Here is a 22,791-nt window from a genome sequence, read left to right as displayed (position 1 = left end):
CAGCGGCCTCACTCACCGTGCACATTACCGAACGTGACCGATTCTTTCCATACTGTTTTCGAAAGGAGGGATGGCGCTTCCTCCCGGACCTTAAAGACCGGGTCCCCGCGCCATCACCCACATGAGTCCTACGTTGTCCGAACTGGAGGCTAGGGCCGCCGAAGAGAAGGCGGCCTTCGGCGGAGACGCGCACATCGTGTGCGACAACCTGGTGCGCATCTACAAGACCGAGGGCGTCGAGGTGGTCGCCCTGCAGGGCCTCGACCTGCTCATCCAGGAGGGCGAACTGGTCGCCGTCGTCGGCGCCTCCGGGTCGGGCAAGTCGACGCTCCTGAACGTGCTGTCCGGCCTGGACGTGCCCACGGCGGGGGTGGCCCGGGTGGCGGGGACGGACCTGCTGTCAATGACCGCGAAGGACCGGCTGCGGTACCGGCGCGACATCGTCGGGTTCGTCTGGCAGCAGACCGCACGCAACCTGCTCCCGTACCTGACCGCCCGGGAGAACGTCGAGCTGCCGATGAAGCTGGCCGGCCGTTCAGGGATAGGCAAGGCACGTCGGGGACAGGCCACCGAACTCCTGGACCTGATGGGCGTCGCCTCCTGCGCGGACCGCAAGGTGCCCGAGATGTCCGGCGGTGAGCAGCAGCGGGTCGCCATCGCCGTCGCCCTGGCCAACTCCCCGCAGCTCGTCCTGGCCGACGAACCCACCGGCGAGCTGGACAGCGAGACCTCGGAGGAGGTGTTCGGGGCGCTGCGCAAGGCCAACGGCGAGCTGGGCGTGACCGTGGTCATCGTGACCCACGACCCGCTGGTGTCGGAGCGCGTCGATCGTACGATCGGCATCCGCGACGGGCGGACCAGCAGCGAGACGCTCCGCCGCGAGGGCGTCGCCGAGGAGTACGCCGTGCTCGACCGCGTGGGGCGGCTGCAACTGCCCCGCGACTTCATGAACGCCCTGGACATGGAACGCCGGGTGCGCCTCGAACTCGAATCCGACCACATCGGTGTGTGGCCGGCCCGAGAGGAGCCCTCCAATGAGCAGTGAGCCTCTGGTTGTCGTAGAGGGGGTGCGCAAGACCTATCGCGCCGGGCCGAAGGAGGTCGTGGCGCTGCGGGAGGTGTCGTTCTCGGCCTACCCCGGCGAGCTGATCGCCATCCGCGGCCGGTCGGGGTCCGGCAAGACGACCCTGCTGAACCAGATCGGCGGGCTCGACCGGCCCGACGCCGGGCGCGTCGTCGTGGCGGGGGCCGAGGTGACCTCGATGTCCGAGGACGACCTGCTGGCGCTGCGCCGCGACGTGGTGGGGTTCGTGTTCCAGTCGTTCGGGCTGATCCCGGTGCTGTCGGCGGCCGAGAACGTCGGCGTGCCGATGCGGCTGGCCCGCACCCCGGTCGCGGAACGGGAGGCGCGCGTGCGCGTGCTGCTCTCCCTCGTCGGGCTGGAACAGCACGTCAACCAGCGGCCGTACGAGCTGTCGGGCGGCCAGCGGCAGCGGGTGGCGATCGCCAGGTCGCTGGCCAACCGGCCCCGGCTGCTGGTCGCCGACGAGCCCACCGGACAACTCGATTCACAGACCGGGCGGCAGATCATGGAGCTGCTGCGCGCCCTGGTCCGCAGCGAGGGCGTCACCGCGCTCGTCGCCACCCACGATCCGAGCCTCATCACGCTGGCCGACCGGGTGCTGGAGATCAGCGACGGAGTCCTGCGGGAGGCCGCTCCTCTGGAGAGCCGGTCTTCGGAGGCTTGACGGACGTGATCGCGGCCAGGTTCGCCACGGCCACGGCGACCGCTCCCGCCAGCAGCAGCCCGGTCATGCCCACGAAGCCCGCGAGCGGCGCCGCCACGGCCAGCCCGAACGGCCGCGACGCGAACGAGATGAGCTGATCGAAGGCCCGCACCCGCCCCAGCGCGCCCTCGGGGATCTCCTCGGCGACGACGGTCTCCCACAACGGGCTGAGCAGCCCGAGCCCGAACATCGCCACGAAGTACGCCGCCGCGATCAGCACCACGTTCGACGTCAGCGCCAGCGCCACCAGCGGCAGCAGGTACAGCGCGGCGGCCACCTGGACGACGACCAGCGGCCGGCGGACGGGCAGCCTCGGCACCAGGAACACCCCCGCGACCAGGCCGACCGTGCCGCACTGCACGATGAGCACCCAGCTGGCCTCGCCGCCGAGGTGCTTGACCGCGGTCAGCGGGCCGAGAGTGAGGAACAACCCGGCCATGAAATGCCAAACGCCATGGCCGAGCACCGACTTCAGGAACCACGGCCGCGTCCTGACCTCGCGCCACCCCTCGGCCAGGTCCTTGGCGAAGGTGTTCCGGGCCCTCTCGGGCTGCTTGGCCGTACGGACTCCGCCAAGGGTGAGCGCCGAGCAGGCGAACAGCGCGGCGGTGAGCAGCGCCGCCCACCCCGGGCCCGCCACCAGCACCACGCCGCCCGACAGGGCGGGCGCGAGCACGCCGGACGTGCTGGTGGCCACCCCGATGCGCGCGTTCACCCGCAGCCGATCCGGGCCTGGCACCACGGCCGCGACCAGCCTCGGCACAGCAGGCATGCCGAACGCGATCGCCACCCCCGCCACCGCGGACAACACGGCCAGGTCGAGCACGCGGCCAACGCCCATCAGCAGCTCGATCCCGATGGCGGCCTGGGAGAGGCCGCGGACCAGGTCGGCCACCAGCGCCACCCGCTCGGGCCGGAAACGGTCGGCCAGCACCCCGCCGACCGGGAGCAGCAGGAGGAGCGGGATCAATTCGCAGGCCAGGACGAGACCAAGGGCCTCGGCCGAGCCTGTGGTGCGGAGGACGGCGAGGGTGAGGGTGGTGGGGATCAAGGCGGTGGCCAAGGCGGAGATGGCTCGCCCGAGCAGAAGTCTCATGGGGCTGGACATTAATTCGCTGGCTAATGTTTCGTCAACTAAATACTTGCTGGCTTAGGATTGGTGAGTGGACTCGATGAACGCGGGCTCCGGCTCTAGCTCCGGTTCTATCTCCAGCTCCGACTCCAGTGATTCGGTCGATCGGCATCTGGCGCGGTGGCGGGGCAAGGCGCCGTACGACGAGCGGGTGGAGGCGGTCGTGACGCGGATGCACTTCCTCGTCAAGCATCTGCGTCAGACGAAGGAGGCGGCGCTGGCGGAGGTGGGGATGCAGGACTTCGAGTTCGAGACGCTGCATCGGCTGGTGGCCAGTTCGGGCTCCGCGACGCCTTCGGAGCTGGCCGCGGAGCTGATGCTGTCGCCCGCCGGGATGACCGGCCGCCTCGACACGCTGGAGAAGTCGGGCCTGATACGCCGCCTGCGCAGCACGGACGACCGCCGCCGGGTCGACGTGGAGCTGACGGACCGGGGGCACGAGCTGTGGATGGAGGCCATGCGGATCCGGGGGGAGGTGGAGGCCGCGATGGTCTACGTGCTGGATCCGGCGGAGCAGGCGATCCTGGACGGCCTGCTCAAACGCCTCCTGGTGAACGTGGAATCCACCCGCTGACCCTGGTCAGGCGCGCCGAGTTCGCGGAGCCGCAGCCGGTCAGGGGCGGCGGAGCTCGCGGAAGAAGCTCGTCAGCTCCTCCTGGAGGAGGGCCGGCTCCTCCAGGGGCAGGAAGTGGCCGCCTCTGCCGGGCTCGCTCCAGTGCCGGATGTCCGAGAGGGCCCGCTCGGCGAGTGCCCGCGGAAAGTCGGCCATCAACGGCTCATGGCTCAGCGTGACCGCCGCGGGCACGCTGATGGGCGGCCGGGCGGTGTTGTGCTCGAAGTCGAAGTATTGCCTGAACGAGGTGCCGATCGAGCCCGTGGCCCAGTAGAGGGTGAGGATCGTCAGCAGGGTGTCCCGGTCGAACCGCGTCTCCACCTCGCCGTGACAGTCGCTCCAGTCGCGGTATTTGTCCACGATCCACGCGGCCAGCCCGACCGGCGAGTCCAGGAGCGCGGCGGCGATGGTGTCGGGCCGCGTGCCCATGATGGCGCTGTAGCCGGCGTCGCCCTCGTCATAGACGGCTTCCGCGTCGAGGAAAGCCTGCTCCTCCGCCGACAGCGGCGGATCCTCCAGCGACGCCGGGAACGGCGGATGGATCAGGTGAATCCCGATCACCTGATCCGGATAGAGCGCCCCCAGCCACCCGGTCGCCGCCCCGCCGATGTCACCGCCGAACGCGCCGTAACGCTCGTAGCCCAGCGCCTCGGTCATCAGCGCGTGCAGCGTCCGCGCCATCGCCGCCCTGGTCAGCGGCTCAGCGGGCAGCTCCGAATAGAGGAAGCCGGGCATGGAGGGGATCACCACGTCGAACGCGTCCTCCGGATCACCCCCGAACCGTCCCGGATCGGCCAGCCGGGCCGCCAGCGGCAGCATCTCCATGAAGCTGCTCGGCCACCCGTGGCTCAGCAGCAACGGCATGGGCGCGGGCCCGCTGCCGGGAATCTTCAGGAAGTGCGTGCGCGTGCCGTCGATGTGCGCGATGCCGTGCGGCAGAGCGTTCAGCTCGGCCTCACGTGCCCGGAAGTCGAATCCCTCGGCCCAGTAGCCGACCAGGTCACGTAGGTAGCCGGGATCCGCGCCGCCCTGCCACGCCTGCTCCCCTGGCCGCGTGGGGTCGCCGAACCGCGTGTTACGCAGCCGGTTTCGCAGGTCGTCCAGCACGTCGTCCGGCACCTCAATACGAAACGGCGACCAGCTCACATACCCTCCAGCAACCGACAGGAGGCGCACATCGCCCTCCGACGCTTCGCGACCTTACCGGGGCGCCGGCTACCGGACCATTGGTTATCGGGGCGGGTGGCACCCATGGGCCTGTACGGGCATCTACCGGCCCGTACGGTTGGCGACGATCACTTGCACCGTGTGTTCGAGCGCGTACGCCGGATCGGCGCCGCCGCCCTTGACCTGCTCGTCGGCGTCGGCCACCGCCTGGATGGCGCGGGACAGGCCCTCCGGACCCCAGCCGTTCAGCTGCCGCTTGACGCGGTCGATCTTCCACGGCGGCATGCCCAGGTGGCTCGCCAACTGCCCGCCCCTGAGGTTGCGCGGCGCTCCGCCGACCTTGGCCAGGCCCCTCAGCCCGCCCGCCAGCGCGCTCACCAGCAGCACCGGGGCCACCCCGGTGCCGAGCGCCCAGCGGAGCTGCTCCAGCGCCTCGGCCAGCCGCCCCTCGAGCGCCGAGTCGGCCACGTTGAACCCGGTGACCTCCGCCCGCCCCTTGTGATAGCGGGCCACGGCCGCCGCGTTGATCGTCTTTTCTTCCGTGTCGAACACCAGCTGGTTGCAGGCCGCGGCCAGCTCCCGCAGATCATTGCCCACCGCCTCGAGCAGCGCCTGTGCGGCGTCGCTCGAAATGCCGCGCCCCGCCCGCTTGATCTCGCCCTTGACGAAGTCGAGCCGCTCCCCGGCCTTGGTGACCTTGTTGACGGTGACGACTCGCGCCCCCGCCTTCTTGACCCCGTCGACCAGCGCCTTGCCCTTCACCCCGCCCGGGTGGACCAGGATGAGCACGGTGTCGTCGGAGGGCTGGGCCACGTACTTCACGACCTCGGCGATGACGTCCTTGATGAGATCCTGCGCGGACCGGATCACCACCACGGACCGATCACCGAACAGCGACGGCGAGGTCAGCTGGGTCAGCTCCCCCGGCGCCACCTTCCCGCCGATGAGATCGTGCACCTCCGCGCCGCCGTCGGCCGCCCGCGCCGCCGCGACCACCTCGCTGACCGCCCGCTCGGCCAGCAGCTCCTCGTCGCCGACGACCAAGGTCACGAGTGCTGGGTCTGTTGCCGCCATGTCGTGCAGCATGCCATGCGGCGCCGACAAGCGGGTACTCGACGACGGCGGTGCCGATCACGTCATACTGGACTCTTCTCCCAGACTTCGCAGGTACGCCGCCGCGCGATGCATGCCGCCGTGTTCGGCCCAGCCGAGCGGGGTCGCGTCGTACGCCGTGTCCTTGATCGCCGGGTCGGCGCCGAGCTCGATCAGTGTCCTGGCCGTCTCGACGTCGTCATTCCAGGCCGCCGCGTGCAGCGGGGTGGACTCACGCAGGTGGTTCACGCCGAAGCCGAGTCCGGCGAGCAGCCGTACCGCCGCGGGCTTGCGCTGCTCGGCAGCCCTGATGATCAGGCCGGGGAATCGTTCGAGCGCCCGCGCCAGCGGTTCCGGGCCGAATGCGGCCACCGCGTCGGCGTCGGCGCGCATGCAGGCGGCGGTGAAGGTCTCCATCTCGTCCAGTACCGCCGAGGCGCCTGCCGCGGCGAGTTGCTCGGCGATCTCGGTGTGCCCGTTCAACAGGGCGAGCTCGTAGGGGGTGCGCCCGCCGTACGCCGGATGCCCGCCCAGGCCGTCCACCTCCGCGCCGTGTGCCAGGAGCAGCCGGGCCCGCCGCGGGCCGCCCCGCAGCGCGGCGGTGGCCAGTTCGTCGCGCAGCATCTGCTGCGGGGACTGCAGCGTGGGACCCAGCCGGGCATGCCACGGGCCGCCCTCACCACGGCCCAGGCCGAACTCCAGCAGCAGCTGAAGGTGGGCGGTGTCGTCGGAGCGGGCGCCGCCGAGCCCGAGGTTGTAGAGCGTCTGACCGTCATTGGGGTCCGCCCCTGCCGCCAGCAGCAGCCTGGCCAGCGCCAGGCCCTGCGGATGTGGTGGCTGGTGGCCCTCTCCTCCACCGAACGCGCCCGTGAGAACGGTGAACGGCGTGGGCAGCCCGTCCCAGAGGAATCCGGCGTTCGGATCGGCGCCATGGTCGAGGAGGAGCCGGGCGGCGGCCACGTACCGGCCGGGAGCATCGAGCCGCGCGTAGGCCAGGTAGAGCAGCGGCTCCCACCCGAAGGGGCCGCCCTGCTCTCGGGCGAGCCCCGGATTTTCGGTCAGTACATCGGCCAGCGCATCGGCCGAGCCGGTGGCCGCCATGGTGAAGACGTTCGCGGTGGCCAACTGCGGATGCCGGGCCAGCAGCAGGTCGGCGTCCGCGGTCCGGCCCGGGTAGTCCGTGCCATAGGTGAGGCAGGCGAGCCGCAGGAACTCCTCCGGCAACTCTTCGCTCGGCGCGACCCGGTGCGGCGAGCGGGAGTAGCGCTCGACGGTGCCGAGGTGTTCTTTGAGCTTGGGCCAGCTCGCGAAGCCGTACATGCGGGCGGTGACGAGTTGCGCGTCGGCCAGCTTGAGCGTCTCCGGCGTTCGGGGATGGAACTCGGCGACGAGCCCGAGCGCCTCGGGAACTCCCGCCTTCGCGTACTGAAGCAGCGTCTTGGCCTGCTTGCGGAGCCGTTCGAGGCTGGGGTTGTCGGGCAGGCGATGGATGAGCACGAGGGCCTCCTTTCCGTCTGGCCTGGCGTCCGCATGATCAGGCCGGAAAAGAGGTCGGGCCGGGTCGTTCGATGAGCATCAGGTGGGCTTAGCCCTGTCCGCGGACCGGTGGCGCCCTGGGCGCACACCTACCCTACGCCGTTGCTCAGGTCAGATCGAGGACGAGCTCGGCGACGACATTCGGCTGGGCCAGGAAGGGGTGGTGACCCGCGGCCACCTCGACCGCGCGCGTGGCCCGCTTGGCCTGGGCGCGCTGCAAAGCCGGAGGAGTGCCGTTGTCCTGCGCGCACACGACGTAGGTGGACGGGATCTGTTTCCAAGCAGCGGCCTGGACCGGCGCGGTGGTGACGGCAGCGCTCTGCCGTACCAAGCGCGTGTGCGCCTGCTCCACCGCCTCCTGGTCGCAGTCTTGCAGGAAAGTCCGCGTGGCGAGCTCGGCGCGCACGCCGAAGGTGCCGTCAGGGTCGAAGTCCAGGTACGGCGCGGGCGTCCCGTCACCGTACGATGCCAGGCTCTCGCCCACCTCCGGGAGGAAACTTGCGATGTACACCAGATGGCGCACCTGGGGCAGCTCTATCGCCGCGGCGCTCGCCACAACACCGCCATAACTGTGGCTGACCACGATCGTCGGCTGGTTGTCCGACGCCAGCCATTCACGCACGGCCGCCACGTCGTCCTCCAGCGTCGGCCCTTTCCCGCTGGGCACGTCCCCCGTCTCCCCGCAGCTCGGCAGCGGCGGAGCGGAGCTGCGGACGCCGCGCGCCTCCAGCTCGCCGGCGGCTCGGTGCCACCACCATGCCCCGTCACGTACACACGCCCCGTGGACGAACACCACCCGCACCGTGACCTCCCGGATCTTCTCTGTCGGCTGGGCACGATAATATGCGTAACGAGCATTACGTCAAAGGAAGGTCATGGGACGCAAGCCACAGCCCGACATCAGAAGGTCGCTCCTCGATGCCTGCACCGATCACGTGCTGGCTCACGGCTTGCCCACCAGCCTGACCCCGCTCGCCGAAGCCGCCGGCACCACGGCGCGCATGCTGATCTACCACTTCGGCACCCGCGAACGGCTCCTGCGTGAAGTGCTCGGCGAGGCCCGGCGACGACAGCTCGACTTCTTCGGAAAAGCGCTCGCACCAAGGGACGAACCATACGAGGAGACCCTCGCCCGAGCCTGGCGGGTGCTGAGCGGCCCTGAGGGCGCGCCCTACCTGCGCCTGTTCGGCACCGTTCACAACACGCCCGACGGGCAGGCCCTGTGGCCCGACTTCCGCAGGGCCGCCACCACCGACTGGCTCGCGGTCCTGGAACAGGGGTTGCGCGCCCACCATGGCGCGGCGGCACCCGCGCTGGCCACCGCCGCGCTCGCCGTTGTCCGCGGGCTCCTCATGGACACCGACGCCACCGGCGACACCGCCCGCACCGATGCGGCCTTCACCGCCTTCCTCGACCTGCTCCGCGCACGGTGAACTCGCGGGCCGCCGACTCGGCCGGCATGAGCTGAGTCGCTGCTGTTTCGCCGAAAGCAATGGTCACATCCGGCCGAACCGTACTCAATGGTTTCTTCATGATTTTCAAGAAACCCTACAGACGGGGGCCGAACCCGGGCGTAGCTTCAAAGCAAACTCCATCACCCAAGCCGAGGTGGCCCATGACAAGTCACAGCACAATCATGGAAGCGCGAATGTCGCTCGCTATCCGGCTCAAGGATTTACGCACCGCCCACACCGCGGACGGCCGGCGAATGACCGGCGACCGCCTGGCCGAGGCCATGGGGTGGCGCGGACGCAAGTCCCGCATCTCCAAAATCGAGAACGGCCAGCAGGTCCCGAGCGACGACGATATCCGCGCCTGGGCCACCGCCTGCGGGGCCGAACACGAAATACCCGACCTGCTCGCCGCCGCCCGCCATATCGACACGCTCTACACCGAATGGCGGCGCCTGGAGCGGAATGGGCTGGGCCAGGTCCAGGAGGCGTTCATCCCGCTGTACGAGCGCACGACCCGATTACGCGTGTGGCAGCACTCCACCGTGCCCGGCCTGCTGCAGACCGAGGCGTACGCCCGCGCCCATCTGTCCACGATCATCTCCTTCCGCGGCATAACCGATGACCTGGACCGAGCCGTGGCGGCGCGCATGGCGCAGCAGCAGTCGCTCGGGGGCGTACGGCGCTTCGTGTTCGTACTCGGCGAGCAGACGCTGCGCACCCCCATGGTGAACCCCGCCGGGATGAACGCCCAGCTCGACCGGCTGGCCACCTACACCCGGGACAATCCCTACGTCAGCCTCGGCATCCTGCCGTACAGCCGCAAACCACCCGTCATGCCGCCGGAGAACTTCTGGCTGTACGACGCCACCGAGGTCCGGGTCGACGGTGTCGCCGCGCAGTTCCGGATCAAGAAACCGGACGACGTCGCCGTGTACGAAAAGGCGTTCACCGCACTGGCTGAAGTGGCCGTCTACGGGCCGCTCGCGCTGTCTTGTATCGACGCGGCCCGCCCAGATCTTTAAGAAACTTTTCGAAACTTACTTGAGCGGCCACAACGCTGATTCGTACCTTCGAGGCGGACCACTTAGCGGCGGCCGGAAGGCTCCCGGACTTCCAAACCCCGGCCGCCGCAAGCAAGCACCACCTCCGTGAGGAAGTCGCTGTGTCCCCCACCGCCTTACCTGCGGACCCCTCCGCACACCGGCCCGCATTACCTGTGAACATCTCCGCACGTCCGATCTCGCAATTCGCGAACACGACCCCACGTCCGATCGCGCCACCCGCGGACACAACCGCACACCCATCCGCGCTTGTCGCGGACACCACCGCACACCCATCCGCACTTATCGCGGACACCACCGCGCGTCCGCCGCACAGCTGGAGCACGGCAATGATCCCCCTGCTGGACTCGTCGGCCCTGAGCCACCCGTGCGACCTCATCACCCAGGGCCCGCTCGATCAGTCGGTCGAGCGAGTCGCACCCGACCACGGCACCGACGACCTGGCTGGGGAGGCGCTCCGCCCCGCGGCCGAGCCAGTCGGCGCCACCGCACAAACCATGCGCACCCCCGCTCCCCCGCTCGACGCCGAACTGCTGATCGCAGACGGCGGACGCGGTCAGTGGTACTCGGGCTGCGCCGACGTCTCCGGAAATGGAGGATTACGATGACCCGGCAGCAATGGGAAGACCTCCCGGCGAGCGTGCGCGAAACGGTAGAACTCGAATGCGGCGGCCCGGTCATCAAGGCGGAGCCCGCCGGCGAAGGCACCATGCCCGGCATCTCGGCCCGGTTACAGACCGAGAATCACAGCGTGTTCATCAAGGCCGTCGAGGCATCCGGGCCCGCTGCCAAGGCACACCGTACGGAGTCCTGGACGGCGAACGTGCTGCCCGACGAGACTCCCGCACCCCACCTGCTGTGGCGAGGGCAGCAGGATGGGTGGCTGGTGGCCGTGTTCGAGTACATCAACGACAACAGCCGCCACGTCGACCTGACGCCCGGCTCCCCCGACCTGCCCGCCGTCCTGGACACGGTCTCCCTGCTCGGCGCCCTGCTCACCCCCTGTCCCCGGGGAGCGGCGCCGGTCATCGACAACATCCTGCCGCTCCTTGCTAAGCACTCCCACTTGCGTGACAAGGGCATCCCGGCGGACCGCGACCTGTACGACACCGCGATCGAACGCTTCGAACCGCGCGACCTCCGCGGCAACACGCTGCTCCACTACGACCTCGGCTCGAACAACATGCTCATTTCACAAGGGCGCGTGTACGCGATCGACTGGTCGTTCTCCGCTCGGGGCGCGGCCTGGATCGACGCGGCCATGCTCGCCCCCCACCTCGTCGAAGCCGGACACACCCCAGCAGAGGTGGACGAACTGCTGTCCCGCGTACCGTCGTGGTCGTCCGCGCCGCCGGACGCGGTGATCGGGCTGGCCGCGCTGTGGACGCGATTCCGCACCTACAAGGCTCGGTACGGGCCGGAGGAGCGACGCGAGTTCCGGGCCAGGACGGCGGGCGCGGGGAGGACGTGGCTCGCGTACCGGCAATCACTGTGACGTGCTGAGCCACTAACCTGCCGAGCCGCTGACGTACCGATCCTCTGACGTGCTGAGCCAGTGATGTGCTGAGCCACCGACGTACCGAACCACTGACGTGCTGAGCCAGTGACGTGCTGAACCACCGACGTACCGAACCACTGACGCGCTGAGTCCTGTATGCGCTGAGCTGCTAACGCGCTGAACCGTTCTACGTGCTGAGCCCGCGCCGGAGGCGCCCGCCCAGACAAGGGGCGCTCGCCGGGAGGGGGGCGAGCGCCCTTCGCCTGGACGGGCGCCTCTTCACGAGGTTGGGGGCGACGCCGTTCGCCTTGCCCTCGTCCAGGTCGGGTAACGCAGTACTGCGTCCCATCCCGTTCCAGCGTCCGCAGAACGGCAGACAGGAACGGACCGGTGCCGGCTACGGGCCGCGGGCGACCACCGCCAGTTGTCCGTCCTGGTCGATGACCGCGATGTCGCCTGAGCGGTCGGTTCGGTAGACGCGGGCGCCAAGGCGGTGCAGGAGCGCGATCGTGGACGGAGCGGGATGGCCGTAGTCGTTGTCGGCTCCTACGCTGATCAGCGCCGCGCGAGCGCCTACGGACGCGAAGAAGGCCGGGTCCAGTCGCCGCGAGCCGTGGTGCGGGACCTTGAGTATGTCCGCTCGCGGGGCGAGGCGCCGTAGCAGCGCGTCTTGAGCCTCGGTTTCGATGTCGCCGCTCAGGAGGGCCGAGCCTGCTCGCCAGCGAACGCGCGCCACGACGCTGGAGTTGTTGATCAGGCTGCCTTCCCCCTGTCCCTCGGCGTCGCCCTGGGCCGGGTCGGGGGCGAGGATGGTCATCTCGGACGGGCCCAGTTGCCAGCTGCTGCCCGAGGGAGGTGTCCATTCGGGGATCCGGTGGCGGGCGAGGATGGTCGCGATGCGGTTGCTCTCCTGCGGGGCGACGCGTCGCGGGCTGACGATGACCGCGCCGACACGCCTGTTCCTGAGTACGCCGGGGAGTCCGTCCACGTGGTCGGCGTGCGGGTGGGTGAGGAGCAGCAGGGGTACGTCGCGTACGTCCAGCCTGCGCAGGCAGCGGTCCATGACGACGGGGTCCGGGCCGGTGTCGACGACGATGCCACGACCGGGACCGGCCGCCAGCACCATGCCGTCGCCCTGACCGACGTCGCAGACCACCATGAGCCAGTTCGGGGGCGGCCAGGGCTTGGCCATGGGGCGAACCACGAGCGCGACCACGAGAGCCGCGCCGGCCATCGTGAGGGCCGCCGTTCGCCAGGTACGACGTCTGAGCACGGGGATCAGCACGGCCACGGCGACCATCAGAAGCCCGAGTCCCGGAAGACCGCCCGGCCATGGGAGCGTGGCGAGTGGCATGCTCACGGCCCACTGGGCGACCATGATGATCCAGCCCACGGCGTACCCTGCCGGGATGACCAGCCACTGAGCTGCCTGCGGCCAGAGGGGAGCCACCAGCGCGGCGACGAACCCGAGGATGGTCGCCGGCGCCACTGCCGGGCCCGCCAGGAGGTTGGCGGGTATGGCGACCAGGGTCAGCTGACCGGACATCAGCACGAGAACCGGCGTCACAGCGACCTGCGCCGCCGCGGACACGGCCACTGCCTCCGCCGCCCACCGAGGCAGCCGCAAACGGCGCCGACCTCGCCCGGGCAATGAGCGAATCGGGGCGGAGGGCGGCTCCTGGGACTCGAGGACGACAGCGGGGGTGTCGGCATCGGCACTGTGGGATGCCGAGCCGGAGGCGAAGCCACCAAACGCAGCCGAATCAGCGGCTGAGTGAGCGGCTGAATCAGACGCGATGCCATCCCGAGGTACCAAGTCGGGCCTGACGGCGCCGCATGGTGCCGAACCCGACCCGACCACACCACAGCCCGCTGGATCGGACCCGACCGCACCACAACCTGCCGAACCGGACTCGACCACACCACAGCCCGCTGGATCGGACCCGACGGCGCCGTATGGTGCCGAGTCGCTGTGACGGCTGGCATCGTCGGCCCGGGTGGGAATGGGGCTCTCGGCGGCGAAGTCGGGGGTGTCGGCGCTTGCGGGGGTTTCTTCCGGGTCGGGGCCAATGAGGTGGGCTCGCCAGCGGGGAGCCAGGAGGAGAATTCCGGCGGTCGCGAACACGGACAGGGCGAAGCCGTACGAATGAGCTAGTTCAGGGTCGAACAGGATGAGCAGCAGGATCGACGCGGACAGGGCCGCCACGCCGTCCTTGGTCCGGCCGGTGCCCAGGGCTACGGCGGCGGTCATACCCATGAGCAAGGCTCGCAGGACGCTGGGCGAGGGTCTGGCCACCACGGCGAAGGCGAGCATCGCGATGGCGGCGAGGACGGCTCTCAGGGCGAGCGGGAGGCCGGCCAGGCGGGAGAGGGCCAGGACGGCGCTGGCCACGATCGCGAGGTTCGCCCCACTTACCGCGTTCAGGTGGCTCAGACCTGCTTCGTTGAGGTCGGCGGTGAGTTGTGGGTCCATGCGGGAGACGTCGCCCACGACCAAGCCTGGGAGGAGGCCGCGCTGGTCTGCCGGGAGTACGTCTGCTGCCGTCCGTAGGCCCGCCCGAAGGGTGCCTGCCGCGGCCTGGATCCATGACGGAGGCGTGAGGACGCGGGGTGACCCTCGTACGAGGAGGACGGCGCCGATCAAGTCGCCTGGGGTTGCCGGTGCCAGGCGAGCGGTTACTTCCAGGCTCTGGCTCGGGAGGAGGCTGCTCCACTCGGGGCCCTGGGCGAAGACGACGACAGGGGTGTTCACCGCGATTGCTCTGCCGGCCGCACCTCGCCGAAGCGGCGATCCAATGCTGGCTGGGGTTTGGAGGACGGTCAGGGTGGCGGGGACGACTATGCGGTCCTGGGTGAAGCGTCCGCCTCGGTGGCGTCTGATCTTCGGATCGTCGGTGAGGGTGATCTGGGCGGTGACCTGTGCTCCGCGGGTTGCCAGGTCAGCCACCGGGCCTGTGCTCACGGCGTGGACGCGCAGGGCCACTGAGGCTGAGGTCGCGGCCACGCAGGTGAGGGTCGCGATGGCCACGTTGCGCCAGAGCCGCCGGACGGACCCCGGAACCGCTCCCGAGGAAGTGCGACCGGACACGATCCCAGTGAGTGAACCCGCATGGAGAACGCGGGAACGCCTGGGGAGGGTCAGGAGCGCGGACACGGTGTCCACAGCGGAGACGATCAGGCTCGTGGTCGGCGAGAAGTTCAGGACGGTCAGGAGCACGGCCACGGTGGCCACAGCGGAGACGATCAGGCTTGTGGTCGGGGAGGAGTTCAGGAGGGTGAGAGTGGCGGCCCAGGTGGCGAGGGCGGGCAGGGCCAGGGACCAGGAGTGAGGCGAGGAGGGGAGGCCGTGGGGCATGTCAGACGCGGACCTTTCCCTTGATCTCCTCGAATTTCTTCGCGCCGATGCCACTGACCTCGCGCAACTGGTCGACGCTGGTGAAGCCGCCGTGCGCGGTACGGAAGTCGGCGATGCGGGCCGCCAGGACCTCGCCCACACCGGGGAGTTGTTCGAGTTGGTCGGGGGTGGCCGAATTGAGGTCGAGGGTCGTGGTGGCGGGGTCGGCTGAGGCGAGGCCGGGTGGGAAGCCTGGTGGGGCACCTACGACGATCTGTTCGCCGTCCACCAGGCGTCTGGCGAGGTTGACCGAGGACATGGCGGTGCTGCGGACAGGACCTCCTGCGGCCGTCACCGCGTCGGCCACCCTGGCGCCCATGGCGAGGGTGTAGAGGCCCGGCTTGCGTACTTTGCCGGTGATGTGGACGGTCACTTTGGCCGTGGGAGAAGGGGTGGCGGATCCCGGCGGGCTGGGAGGTGGGGCGGGGAGGGATTCTGGGGTGGGTTGGGAGCGCCACGCGATCACGCCTGCCACCACCGCGGTCAGAACGGCCAGGGCTATCAGGATGCGCAGGCCCGGCCTGCCGGGGTCGAGCGAGGCGGGCGGCTTGGTGGTGACGGCCTGGCGAAAGGCCTCGAACGAGGGCGGGATCGAAGCCGTCATTCGGCTCGGCCTCTGGGTCGGCTCGTGAGGGGCCGCCGCGCGGCCTGACCTATGCGTCGGGTCGTGAGGAACTGCCGCGCGGCCTGACCTATGCGTCGAGTCGTGAGGAACTGCCGCCCGGCCAGATCTCTCAGCCGGCTCGTGAGGGACCGTCGCTCGGCCAGATCCCTGAGTCGGCACGTGAGGCGTGGAAGCGCGGCCTGACCTCACGGGCGCCCCATGAGAGGCTCGGCCTGGCCTCATGGGCGTCTCGTGCAGGACTGGGTCTGGCCCATGGGGCGTCTCATGCCGGGCTGGGCCTGGTCTCTGGGCCGCCTCGCGCAGGGCTGGTCCTGGCCGGACGGGCGCCTCGGGAAGAGCTCGGCCGGGCTGCGGAGGCGGATCGTGTGGGCGATGGAGTGCGCCGCCGGGCAGGCTGGGGTTGGTGAGCGACCGTAGGCGGGACTCGGCGATGGTCCGCTCGGCTGTCGCATCGTGGTTGCGCACGCCAGCGAACGTACGAGACCGGCAGGGGGTCGCAGGCGGGTGAACGAGGTTCTGGGGATAACCGAGCCATGGTCAGGCGGTGCTGTGGACGAAGAAGTGGGCCGTCAGACGACCGTCTCAATCCCTGCGACGGTCCGTCGTGGCTGGTGTCCCTATGGAGGGAAACCCCCTACGGGAGAACGTAAGAAAACCTCCCGTCGTGCCAGAGGCCCCACGGAGAAACACCCCCTCCGGAGGCACGGAAGAAACCGCCCATCGTGCCAAAGGGCCCACGGAGAAACACCCCCTCCGGAGGCACGGAAGAAACCGCCCGTCGTGGCGGAGGCCCTGCCCGACGGGGCCGCGCGCGACACGCTGGTCACGCGACTGCGGGACGAGGGGCGTTCGCAGCCCACACGGACGGACACACGGGGGAACGGAAGAACGGATGCTCGGCGGACGTTCGGCGACACCACCCTAGGGCGAACGTTCGGCGACACCGCCCTAGTCGGCCGAGGTGACCGTCAGCCCCAGCATCCCGGGACCCACATGAACCCCGACAACCGCCCCCACCTCCACCACCCGCATCTCCACCACCCCGGGCAACCGCTTGGCCAGCCGTTCGGCCAGCCCCTCCGCCCGTCCCAGCGCCCCCAGGTGCTGTACGGCGACCCGCACCTCCGCCTTGCCCGCCGCTGCGGCAACCGCCAGGTCCTCCAGCCGACCGATGGCCCTGGTCGCGGTCCGTACCTTCTCCAGCAGCGACACCCGCCCATCCACCAGGTGCAGTAACGGCTTGATCAGCAGCGCCGAGCCCACCAGCGAGGCCGCCGTCCCGACTCGGCCGCCCCGCCGCAGGTATTCCAGCGTGTCGGCGTAGAAGTACGTCCGGGTCCGTAAGGCGCACCGCCGGGCCGCCGCTGCCACGTCCGCCGGCGTTCCCCCGTCCGCGGCCGCACGGGCGGCGGCGAGGACGGGGTAGCCGAGGCCCATGGCGATCGAGCGGCTGTCGATGACCTCCACCGGTATGGGGGACTCCTTGGCGGCCAGCAGGGCGGCGGCGGCTGTGCCGGAAAAATCGCCGGATAGGTGTATTGAGACCACGGCCGAAGCGCCGCCCGCCGCCAATGACGAGTAGCACGCGGCGAAGCGCGCGGGTGCGGGTCTGGACGTGGTCGCCGACGACAGGTCACCGGTGAAGGAGTCCTCGTCGTACGAAAGACCGCCGGAAGTCACCTGTACGGGTACGACAGCGACACCAGGCACCGGAGGCAGGTAAGCGGTTGAATCCGTGACCACGAACACCGATGGCGGCATAGTCCGAGATCAACTACTGAACCGGGGTGCCACCCCGCCAGACCCGGCGCGGCTTGAGGCCGAAGGACCAGGCGAAGGCGCCCTCGTGGTCGGCGTCCCACTGGACGATGTCGGCGAGGCGACCGGGAGCCAGCACGCCGCGGTCGGGCGCGCCCAGCACGGTGGCGCCGCCGAGCGTGGCCGCCCGCAGCGCGTCGTTGACGCTCATCCCGAACGCCGACACCGCCATCGCGATGACCAGGGACATCGAGGTGATGCCGCAGTAGCCGGGGTTGTGGTCGCTGCCGAGCGCGATCTGCACACCGTGCTTGATCATCTGGCGGACCGGCGGCAGGTGGCCGCGCTGGAGCGCCGTCGCGGGGCAGACCACGGCGGGCACGCCGTAGCGGGACATGATCGCGATGTCCTCTTCGGACATGTGGTGCAGCCCGTCAGCGGAGGCGCAGCCGAGCTCGGCGGCCAGTTGGACGGCGCCGCGGCGGCTGTAGAGGCCGGCGTGGATGCGCGGCAGCAGGCCGACGTTGCGGCCCGAGGCGAGCACCCAGCGGGACTCCTCGGTGGTGAAGTGGCCCTCGTCGCAGTAGACGTCCACGCTGTCAGCGCCGGCGGCGGCCGCGTCGGCGCACCAGGCGCCCACGGCCTCGACGTATTCGCGCTGCCGGCCGAAGTATTCCGGCGGGACCACCTGCGCCGCGAGGAAGGTGACGTGCACCCGCGGCATCATCGGCTCCTTCTCCAGCTCGCGCAGGAGCCGCACGTCGGCGAGCTCGCCGTCGCGGGTGAGGTGGTAGCCGGTCTTGGCCTCGACGGTCGTGGTGCCGCTGAGCAGCCAGCCACGAAGACGCTCGCGCACGCCGTTGCACAGGGTCCACGGGTCGGTGCCGCGGGTCACGGTGACGGTCGAGCCCACGCCGCCGCCCGCCGCGGTGATCGCCGAGGAGGTGGACCCGCCGGTGCGGATCGCCAGCTCGGCGTAGCGGTTGCCCGCGTAGACGGGGTGGGTGTGCGCGTCGATGAGGCCGGGCGTGACGAGCGCGCCGCCCAGGTTTTCGACGTGGTCCACGTCGACGATGTCGTCGACAACGCCGGGCACGCTCTGCGGCAGGTCGGGCGCTCGCCCGACCCACGCGATCCGGTCGTTGTGCACAAGGATGGCCGCGTTGCTGAGGACCTCGTTGCCGGTCCAGAGGCGGCCGATGTTGGTGAGGAGCCGAACGGTCACCGCATCACCGCCCCGCGGGATCCCCCAGCTGAGCGCAGTGCCCAGCAGCGCACGGCTGCCGCCGCGCCCACTGAGTCGGCTCCGGGTCCGGACGACATGGGGGGTCTCCTGATCTCATCCGCGTATGGCTGTGCGGTGACCGTATCGCCAGACTCATGATCCGGCGATTTCAGTTCAGTTACGTTATTTCACAGGTGGGCTTGCTGTACAGGGTTATTCGGAAAGAAGCCCACTCATCCCAACCGCCACTCAGCCCCATCGATCCCCTGTGGCCCCCGCACGCGACCTGACTCGCAGCAGCGATCATCTGAAACCCGTGCCATTAGTGTCGTAAGACTCGGCTTATCCTAGCAATCCCAGCGTTCAGGGACCACTGCCGCCTTTGGGCAGCTCCGCAGTGATTTTGGGGGTTCTGGCCCCCACAACCACCGAGAGCTGCCCGATGCGACCGCTAGGAGACGCGTTCGACCGGCTTGCCGGCCCGCTCCAGCTCCTGGAACAGACTCGGGAGCACGCGCGCGTGCAGGACCGTGCCCTCCGCGACGTGGTCCACCGAGAGCACCTCGCCCTCCTTGTGGGCCCGCGAGATCAGGTCGCCCCTGTCGTACGGCACGAGCAGCACGACCTCGTGGTCGAGCCTGGGCAGCTCACGCTCGATGAGCGCCATCAGCTCGGCGATGCCGGCACCGGTGCGCGCCGAGACCACGATGCTGTCGCGCTCTCGTCTGGCGATCCGGTCCAGCACCTCCTGGTCGGCGGCGTCGGCCTTGTTGATCACTACGATCTCGGGAATGTCCAAGGCGCCCTCGATGTCCGCGAAGACCTCGCGTACGGCGGCGAGCTGGCCTTCGGGGTCGGGGTGAGCGCCGTCGACCACGTGCAGGATCAGGTCGGCGTCGGCCACCTCCTCCAGCGTGGAGCGGAACGCCTCGACCAGCTGGTGCGGCAGGTGGCGCACGAAGCCGACCGTGTCGGCGATCGTGAACAGCCTGCCGTCGGGCGTGTGCGCCCGGCGTACGGTCGGATCCAGGGTGGCGAACAGGGCGTCCTCCACCAGCACACCGGCGCCGGTGATGCGGTTGAGCAGCGAGGACTTGCCGGCGTTGGTGTAACCCGCGATCGCGACGGCCGGGACCTCCCGGCGACTGCGCCGGTGGCGCATAGTGTCGCGCGAGGTGGACATGCCGCTGATCTGGCGACGCAGCTTGGCCATGCGCTCGCGGATGCGGCGCCGGTCGAGCTCGATCTTGGTCTCACCGGGGCCACGGCCGCCGATGCCGACGCCGCCCGCGGCGCGTCCGCCGACCTGCCGGGACAGGTTGCCACCCCAGCCACGCAGGCGGGGCAGCAGGTAGCTGAGCTGGGCCAGCTCGACCTGAGCCTTGCCCTCACGGCTCTTGGCGTGCTGCGCGAAGATGTCGAGGATCAGCGCGGTGCGGTCGATGACCTTCACCTTGACTGTCTCCTCCAGCTGGCGGAGCTGGCCAGGGGCCAGCTCGCCGTCGCAGATCACGGTGTCGGCGCCGGTCGACTCGACCACGTCGCGGAGCTCGAGCGCCTTGCCCGATCCGATGTACGTGGCGGGGTCAGGCTTCTGGCGGCGCTGGATGAGGCCCTCGAGGACCTCCGAACCGGCCGTTTCGGCCAGGAGCTTCAGCTCGAGAAGGGAGTTTTCAGCGTCCTCCGCCGTGCCTGAGGTCCAGACGCCGACCAGGACGACCCGCTCGAGCCGCAGCTGCCGGTATTCGACCTCGGAGACATCCTGGAGTTCGGTGGAGAGGCCCGCCACGCGGCGCAGTGCCTGGCGCTCCTCAAGGTCCATTTCGCCGGTCTCGAACTCGTCAAGCGCGGAGTATTCGTGCATTCGTGTCATCTCTAATAGGCAACGTCTGAACACCGGAGTGTCTTCCCCGATGGTGACATGACATCCCTCATGCCATCACCTGGTTATCCCGGCAACACGCTTATGTCTCCCGAGCCCGTGGTCAGCGAGACCTTGTGCGGAGAAGCCGGGTCCTTGTCGACCGAGACCTGCACGTCGCCCGATCCGACCTGGGTCTTCACATCATAGGCACCGGCCGGAACCCGCAGGGTGGCGTCGCCGGACCCGCTCTGCAACTCGACGCTGTCGGGCACGACGGCGAACTTCAGGTCGATGCTGCCGGAGCCGGCCTCGGCGTAGATCTTCTTGGTCCCGAGACCGCTGGCGTCCACGTCCCCCGAGCCGGCGTTGGCCTCGATCTGCCCGGTCAGCTGCCTCATGGTGAGGTCGCCCGAGCCCGCGTCGGCGTCGATCTGAAGGCCCTTGGGGACCTCGATCTTGTAGTCGACGCTGCAGCTGTCCCAGCCCTTGGGGCAGCTGTAGAACACGGAGAGCGTGTCGCCGTCGACCTTGTGCTCGGCCTTCGGCTTCTCGTTGCGCCACTGGAGGGTCTCGGTGACCCGCACCGCGGCGCCGTCGTACTCGGTGAGGACGGTGTCGCCCGAGCCGCTCTTGAGCTGCAGCTTGGCGACCTTGTCCGTGACCTGGTACGTGACAGTGTCCTGGTTGGTCGGGCCGGCCAGGTTCTTCAGCCCGCAGCCCGTCAGCAGTAATGCCGAGGCGAGGAGGCCACCCGCGATCACGATCGTCTTCATGAGACAGATCCTCGCGTCCACAGGGGATGCCGTACATCGGGGTTTCCCCCTGACCCTCCCCCAGGGGACCCCCACCTTGAACCGGGGACCGCCGATGAAGTAGCTTCACTTCCATAATCCAGAACCAATTTTCCACATCATGGAAGAAGGGGCATATGGAGATCACCGGCCCGATGCTCGACCGGTTCGACGAGGTCCTCACGCCGGAGGCGCTCGCCTTCGTGGAGAGCTTGCAGCGGGAGTTCGACACCACCCGCCAGGAGCTGCTGGAAGCCCGGCGCGTACGGCAGGCGGAGCTGTCGGCGGGCGGCCGGCTCGACTTCCTGCCGGAGACCAAGGGGGTCAGGGAGAGCGATTGGAGCGTCGCGCCGCCGGCTCCGGGTCTGGAGGACCGCCGGGTCGAGATCACCGGCCCGGTCGACCGCAAGATGACGATCAACGCGCTCAACTCGGGGGCCAAGGTCTGGCTCGCCGACTTCGAGGACGCCAACTCCCCGCTCTGGGCCAACTGCGTCGGCGGCCACCTCAACCTGCGCGCCGCGCTCGACCGGACGATCGACTTCGAGACCGGCGGCAAGACATACGCGCTCAAGCCCGACGCCGAGCTGGCCACGATCGTGGTCCGGCCGCGCGGCTGGCACCTGGACGAGAAGCACGCCCTGGTGGACGGGCGGCCGGTGTCGGCCTCGCTGTTCGACTTCGGGCTCTACTTCTTCCACTGCGCCCAGCGGCAGCTGGACAAGGGGCGCGGCCCGTACTTCTACCTGCCGAAGATGGAGTCGCACCTGGAGGCGCGGCTCTGGAACCAGGTGTTCGTCCGCGCCCAGGACCTGCTGGGGATCCCGCAGGGGACGATCAGGGCGACCGTGCTGATCGAGACGTACCCGGCGGCGTTCGAGATGGAGGAGATCCTCTACGAGCTGCGCGACCACTCGGCCGGGCTCAACGCGGGCCGCTGGGACTACCTGTTCAGCGTGATCAAGAAGTTCCGCACCCGGGGCCGGGAGTTCCTGCTGCCCGAGCGCAACGCGGTCACCATGACCGCGCCGTTCATGCGCGCGTACACCGAGCTGCTCGTGCGGACCTGCCACAAGCGGGGCGCGCACGCGATCGGGGGGATGGCGGCGTTCATCCCCTCGCGGCGCGACGCCGAGGTCAACGCGACCGCGCTGGAGAAGGTGCGGGCCGACAAGACGCGCGAGTCGGGCGACGGCTTCGACGGCTCCTGGGTCGCGCACCCCGACCTGGTGCCGATCTGCCGCGAGGTGTTCGACGGCGTGCTGGGCTCGCGGCCCAACCAGCTCGACAGGACGCGCGAGGAGGTCTCGGTCTCGGCCGCCGATCTGCTGTCGGTCTCCGAGACGCCGGGGGACATCACCGAGGCCGGGCTGCGCGGCAACGTGGACGTGGCGCTGCGCTACCTGGCCGCCTGGATGGGCGGGCTCGGCGCGGTGGCGATCCACAACCTCATGGAGGACGCGGCCACGGCGGAGATCTCCCGCTCGCAGATCTGGCAGTGGATCCACAACGACATCACGCTGGCCGACACGGGCGCGACGGTGACGAAGGAGCTGGTCGAGCGGATCATCGCGGAGGAGCTGGCGAAGATCGCGGCCGAGCCGGGTTACGACGAGCTGCTGTACGCGCAGGCCACGGCGCTGTTCAAGGAGGTCGCGCTGGACGACGACTTCGCCGAGTTCCTGACGCTGCCCGCGTATGCCCGCATGCCGTAATCACGAAATTTCCGGATATATCCGGCGGGTCTCCGCCGGATATATCCGGAAAGGTAGTGCGATTGACCGGGTATGACCA

General features: G+C 69.6%; 20 protein-coding genes. 9 read left to right on the top strand and 11 right to left on the bottom strand.

What is annotated here, in order from left to right; genetic code table 11:
* Positions 1 to 121: 121 nt before the first annotated feature.
* On the top strand, positions 122 to 1,045 hold the full coding sequence (locus AB0J16_RS07025; RefSeq protein WP_358535502.1) for an ABC transporter ATP-binding protein: 924 nt from the start codon (positions 122 to 124) through the stop codon (positions 1,043 to 1,045).
* Positions 1,035 to 1,748, top strand: coding sequence for an ABC transporter ATP-binding protein (locus AB0J16_RS07020; protein ID WP_358535500.1), 714 nt, complete (start codon positions 1,035 to 1,037; stop codon positions 1,746 to 1,748). The genes AB0J16_RS07025 and AB0J16_RS07020 overlap by 11 nt, the downstream gene beginning before the upstream one ends.
* On the opposite strand, the gene AB0J16_RS07015 is transcribed toward AB0J16_RS07020, so the two are convergent.
* Positions 1,690 to 2,883 (bottom strand): MFS transporter, encoded by a 1,194-nt coding sequence (locus tag AB0J16_RS07015; protein WP_358535498.1) that lies wholly within the window; start codon positions 2,881 to 2,883, stop codon positions 1,690 to 1,692. The two genes, AB0J16_RS07020 and AB0J16_RS07015, sit on opposite strands and share 59 nt — an antisense overlap.
* 76 nt (positions 2,884 to 2,959) lie before the next feature.
* Here AB0J16_RS07015 and AB0J16_RS07010 point away from each other — a divergent pair, with 76 nt between their 5' ends.
* The gene (locus tag AB0J16_RS07010; RefSeq protein ID WP_358536139.1) at positions 2,960 to 3,493 is read left to right on the top strand and encodes a MarR family transcriptional regulator; all 534 of its coding nucleotides are present in this window, start codon (positions 2,960 to 2,962) and stop codon (positions 3,491 to 3,493) included.
* Positions 3,494 to 3,532: 39 nt separating this feature from the next.
* Here AB0J16_RS07010 and AB0J16_RS07005 read toward each other — a convergent pair whose 3' ends face one another.
* From AB0J16_RS07005 to AB0J16_RS06990, 4 genes are all read right to left on the bottom strand, one after another.
* Entirely contained in the window at positions 3,533 to 4,678 is a 1,146-nt protein-coding gene (locus AB0J16_RS07005) for an epoxide hydrolase family protein (protein WP_358535496.1), read from the bottom strand.
* Positions 4,679 to 4,801: 123 nt separating this feature from the next.
* The gene (gene holA / locus AB0J16_RS07000) at positions 4,802 to 5,773 is read right to left on the bottom strand and encodes a DNA polymerase III subunit delta (RefSeq protein ID WP_358535494.1); all 972 of its coding nucleotides are present in this window, start codon (positions 5,771 to 5,773) and stop codon (positions 4,802 to 4,804) included.
* A gap of 57 nt (positions 5,774 to 5,830) precedes the next feature.
* Complete coding sequence (locus AB0J16_RS06995; RefSeq protein ID WP_358535492.1) at positions 5,831 to 7,288, bottom strand: ankyrin repeat domain-containing protein; 1,458 nt, start codon at positions 7,286 to 7,288, stop codon at positions 5,831 to 5,833.
* 145 nt (positions 7,289 to 7,433) lie between these two features.
* The gene (locus AB0J16_RS06990) at positions 7,434 to 8,129 is read right to left on the bottom strand and encodes an alpha/beta hydrolase (protein WP_358535490.1); all 696 of its coding nucleotides are present in this window, start codon (positions 8,127 to 8,129) and stop codon (positions 7,434 to 7,436) included.
* A 73-nt stretch (positions 8,130 to 8,202) separates the two neighbouring features.
* On the opposite strand from AB0J16_RS06990, the gene AB0J16_RS06985 reads away from it, so the two are divergent.
* From AB0J16_RS06985 to AB0J16_RS06970, 4 genes are all read left to right on the top strand, one after another.
* Positions 8,203 to 8,760 (top strand): TetR/AcrR family transcriptional regulator, encoded by a 558-nt coding sequence (locus AB0J16_RS06985; protein WP_358535488.1) that lies wholly within the window; start codon positions 8,203 to 8,205, stop codon positions 8,758 to 8,760.
* Positions 8,761 to 8,975: 215 nt separating this feature from the next.
* Entirely contained in the window at positions 8,976 to 9,803 is an 828-nt protein-coding gene (locus AB0J16_RS06980) for a helix-turn-helix transcriptional regulator (RefSeq protein ID WP_357947153.1), read from the top strand.
* Positions 9,804 to 10,171: 368 nt separating this feature from the next.
* Complete coding sequence (locus AB0J16_RS06975; RefSeq protein ID WP_358535486.1) at positions 10,172 to 10,450, top strand: hypothetical protein; 279 nt, start codon at positions 10,172 to 10,174, stop codon at positions 10,448 to 10,450.
* Positions 10,447 to 11,337: a hypothetical protein gene (locus tag AB0J16_RS06970; RefSeq protein ID WP_358535484.1), complete on the top strand. Its 891-nt coding sequence runs from the start codon at positions 10,447 to 10,449 to the stop codon at positions 11,335 to 11,337. The genes AB0J16_RS06975 and AB0J16_RS06970 overlap by 4 nt, the downstream gene beginning before the upstream one ends.
* Before the next feature lie 400 nt (positions 11,338 to 11,737).
* Here the strand turns inward: AB0J16_RS06970 and AB0J16_RS06965 are convergent, their stop codons facing one another.
* A complete protein-coding gene (locus AB0J16_RS06965) occupies positions 11,738 to 13,831 on the bottom strand; it encodes a ComEC/Rec2 family competence protein (RefSeq protein ID WP_358536137.1) in 2,094 nt (697 codons plus the stop codon).
* Between the two features lie 664 nt (positions 13,832 to 14,495).
* On the opposite strand from AB0J16_RS06965, the gene AB0J16_RS06960 reads away from it, so the two are divergent.
* A complete protein-coding gene (locus AB0J16_RS06960; protein WP_358536160.1) occupies positions 14,496 to 14,669 on the top strand; it encodes a hypothetical protein in 174 nt (57 codons plus the stop codon).
* A gap of 27 nt (positions 14,670 to 14,696) precedes the next feature.
* Here the strand turns inward: AB0J16_RS06960 and AB0J16_RS06955 are convergent, their stop codons facing one another.
* From AB0J16_RS06955 to AB0J16_RS06935, 5 genes are all read right to left on the bottom strand, one after another.
* Positions 14,697 to 15,338 (bottom strand): ComEA family DNA-binding protein, encoded by a 642-nt coding sequence (locus AB0J16_RS06955; protein WP_358535482.1) that lies wholly within the window; start codon positions 15,336 to 15,338, stop codon positions 14,697 to 14,699.
* A 969-nt stretch (positions 15,339 to 16,307) separates the two neighbouring features.
* A complete protein-coding gene (locus tag AB0J16_RS06950; protein WP_358535480.1) occupies positions 16,308 to 17,120 on the bottom strand; it encodes a DegV family protein in 813 nt (270 codons plus the stop codon).
* Between the two features lie 13 nt (positions 17,121 to 17,133).
* Positions 17,134 to 18,342, bottom strand: coding sequence for an amidohydrolase family protein (locus AB0J16_RS06945; RefSeq protein ID WP_225290705.1), 1,209 nt, complete (start codon positions 18,340 to 18,342; stop codon positions 17,134 to 17,136).
* A gap of 451 nt (positions 18,343 to 18,793) precedes the next feature.
* Entirely contained in the window at positions 18,794 to 20,206 is a 1,413-nt protein-coding gene (hflX, locus tag AB0J16_RS06940; protein ID WP_358536135.1) for a GTPase HflX, read from the bottom strand.
* 83 nt (positions 20,207 to 20,289) lie between these two features.
* Positions 20,290 to 20,979: a DUF4097 family beta strand repeat-containing protein gene (locus tag AB0J16_RS06935; RefSeq protein WP_358535478.1), complete on the bottom strand. Its 690-nt coding sequence runs from the start codon at positions 20,977 to 20,979 to the stop codon at positions 20,290 to 20,292.
* A gap of 155 nt (positions 20,980 to 21,134) precedes the next feature.
* Between AB0J16_RS06935 and aceB the strand changes: the two genes are divergently transcribed.
* On the top strand, positions 21,135 to 22,712 hold the full coding sequence (gene aceB, locus AB0J16_RS06930) for a malate synthase A (protein WP_358535476.1): 1,578 nt from the start codon (positions 21,135 to 21,137) through the stop codon (positions 22,710 to 22,712).
* Positions 22,713 to 22,791: the final 79 nt, after the last annotated feature.

The organism is Nonomuraea sp. NPDC049750 (assembly GCF_040659625.1).
Lineage (GTDB): Bacteria > Actinomycetota > Actinomycetes > Streptosporangiales > Streptosporangiaceae > Nonomuraea.
The sequence above is the reverse complement of the archived record's forward strand: the minus strand, read 5'-3'. Positions and strand labels throughout refer to the sequence as shown.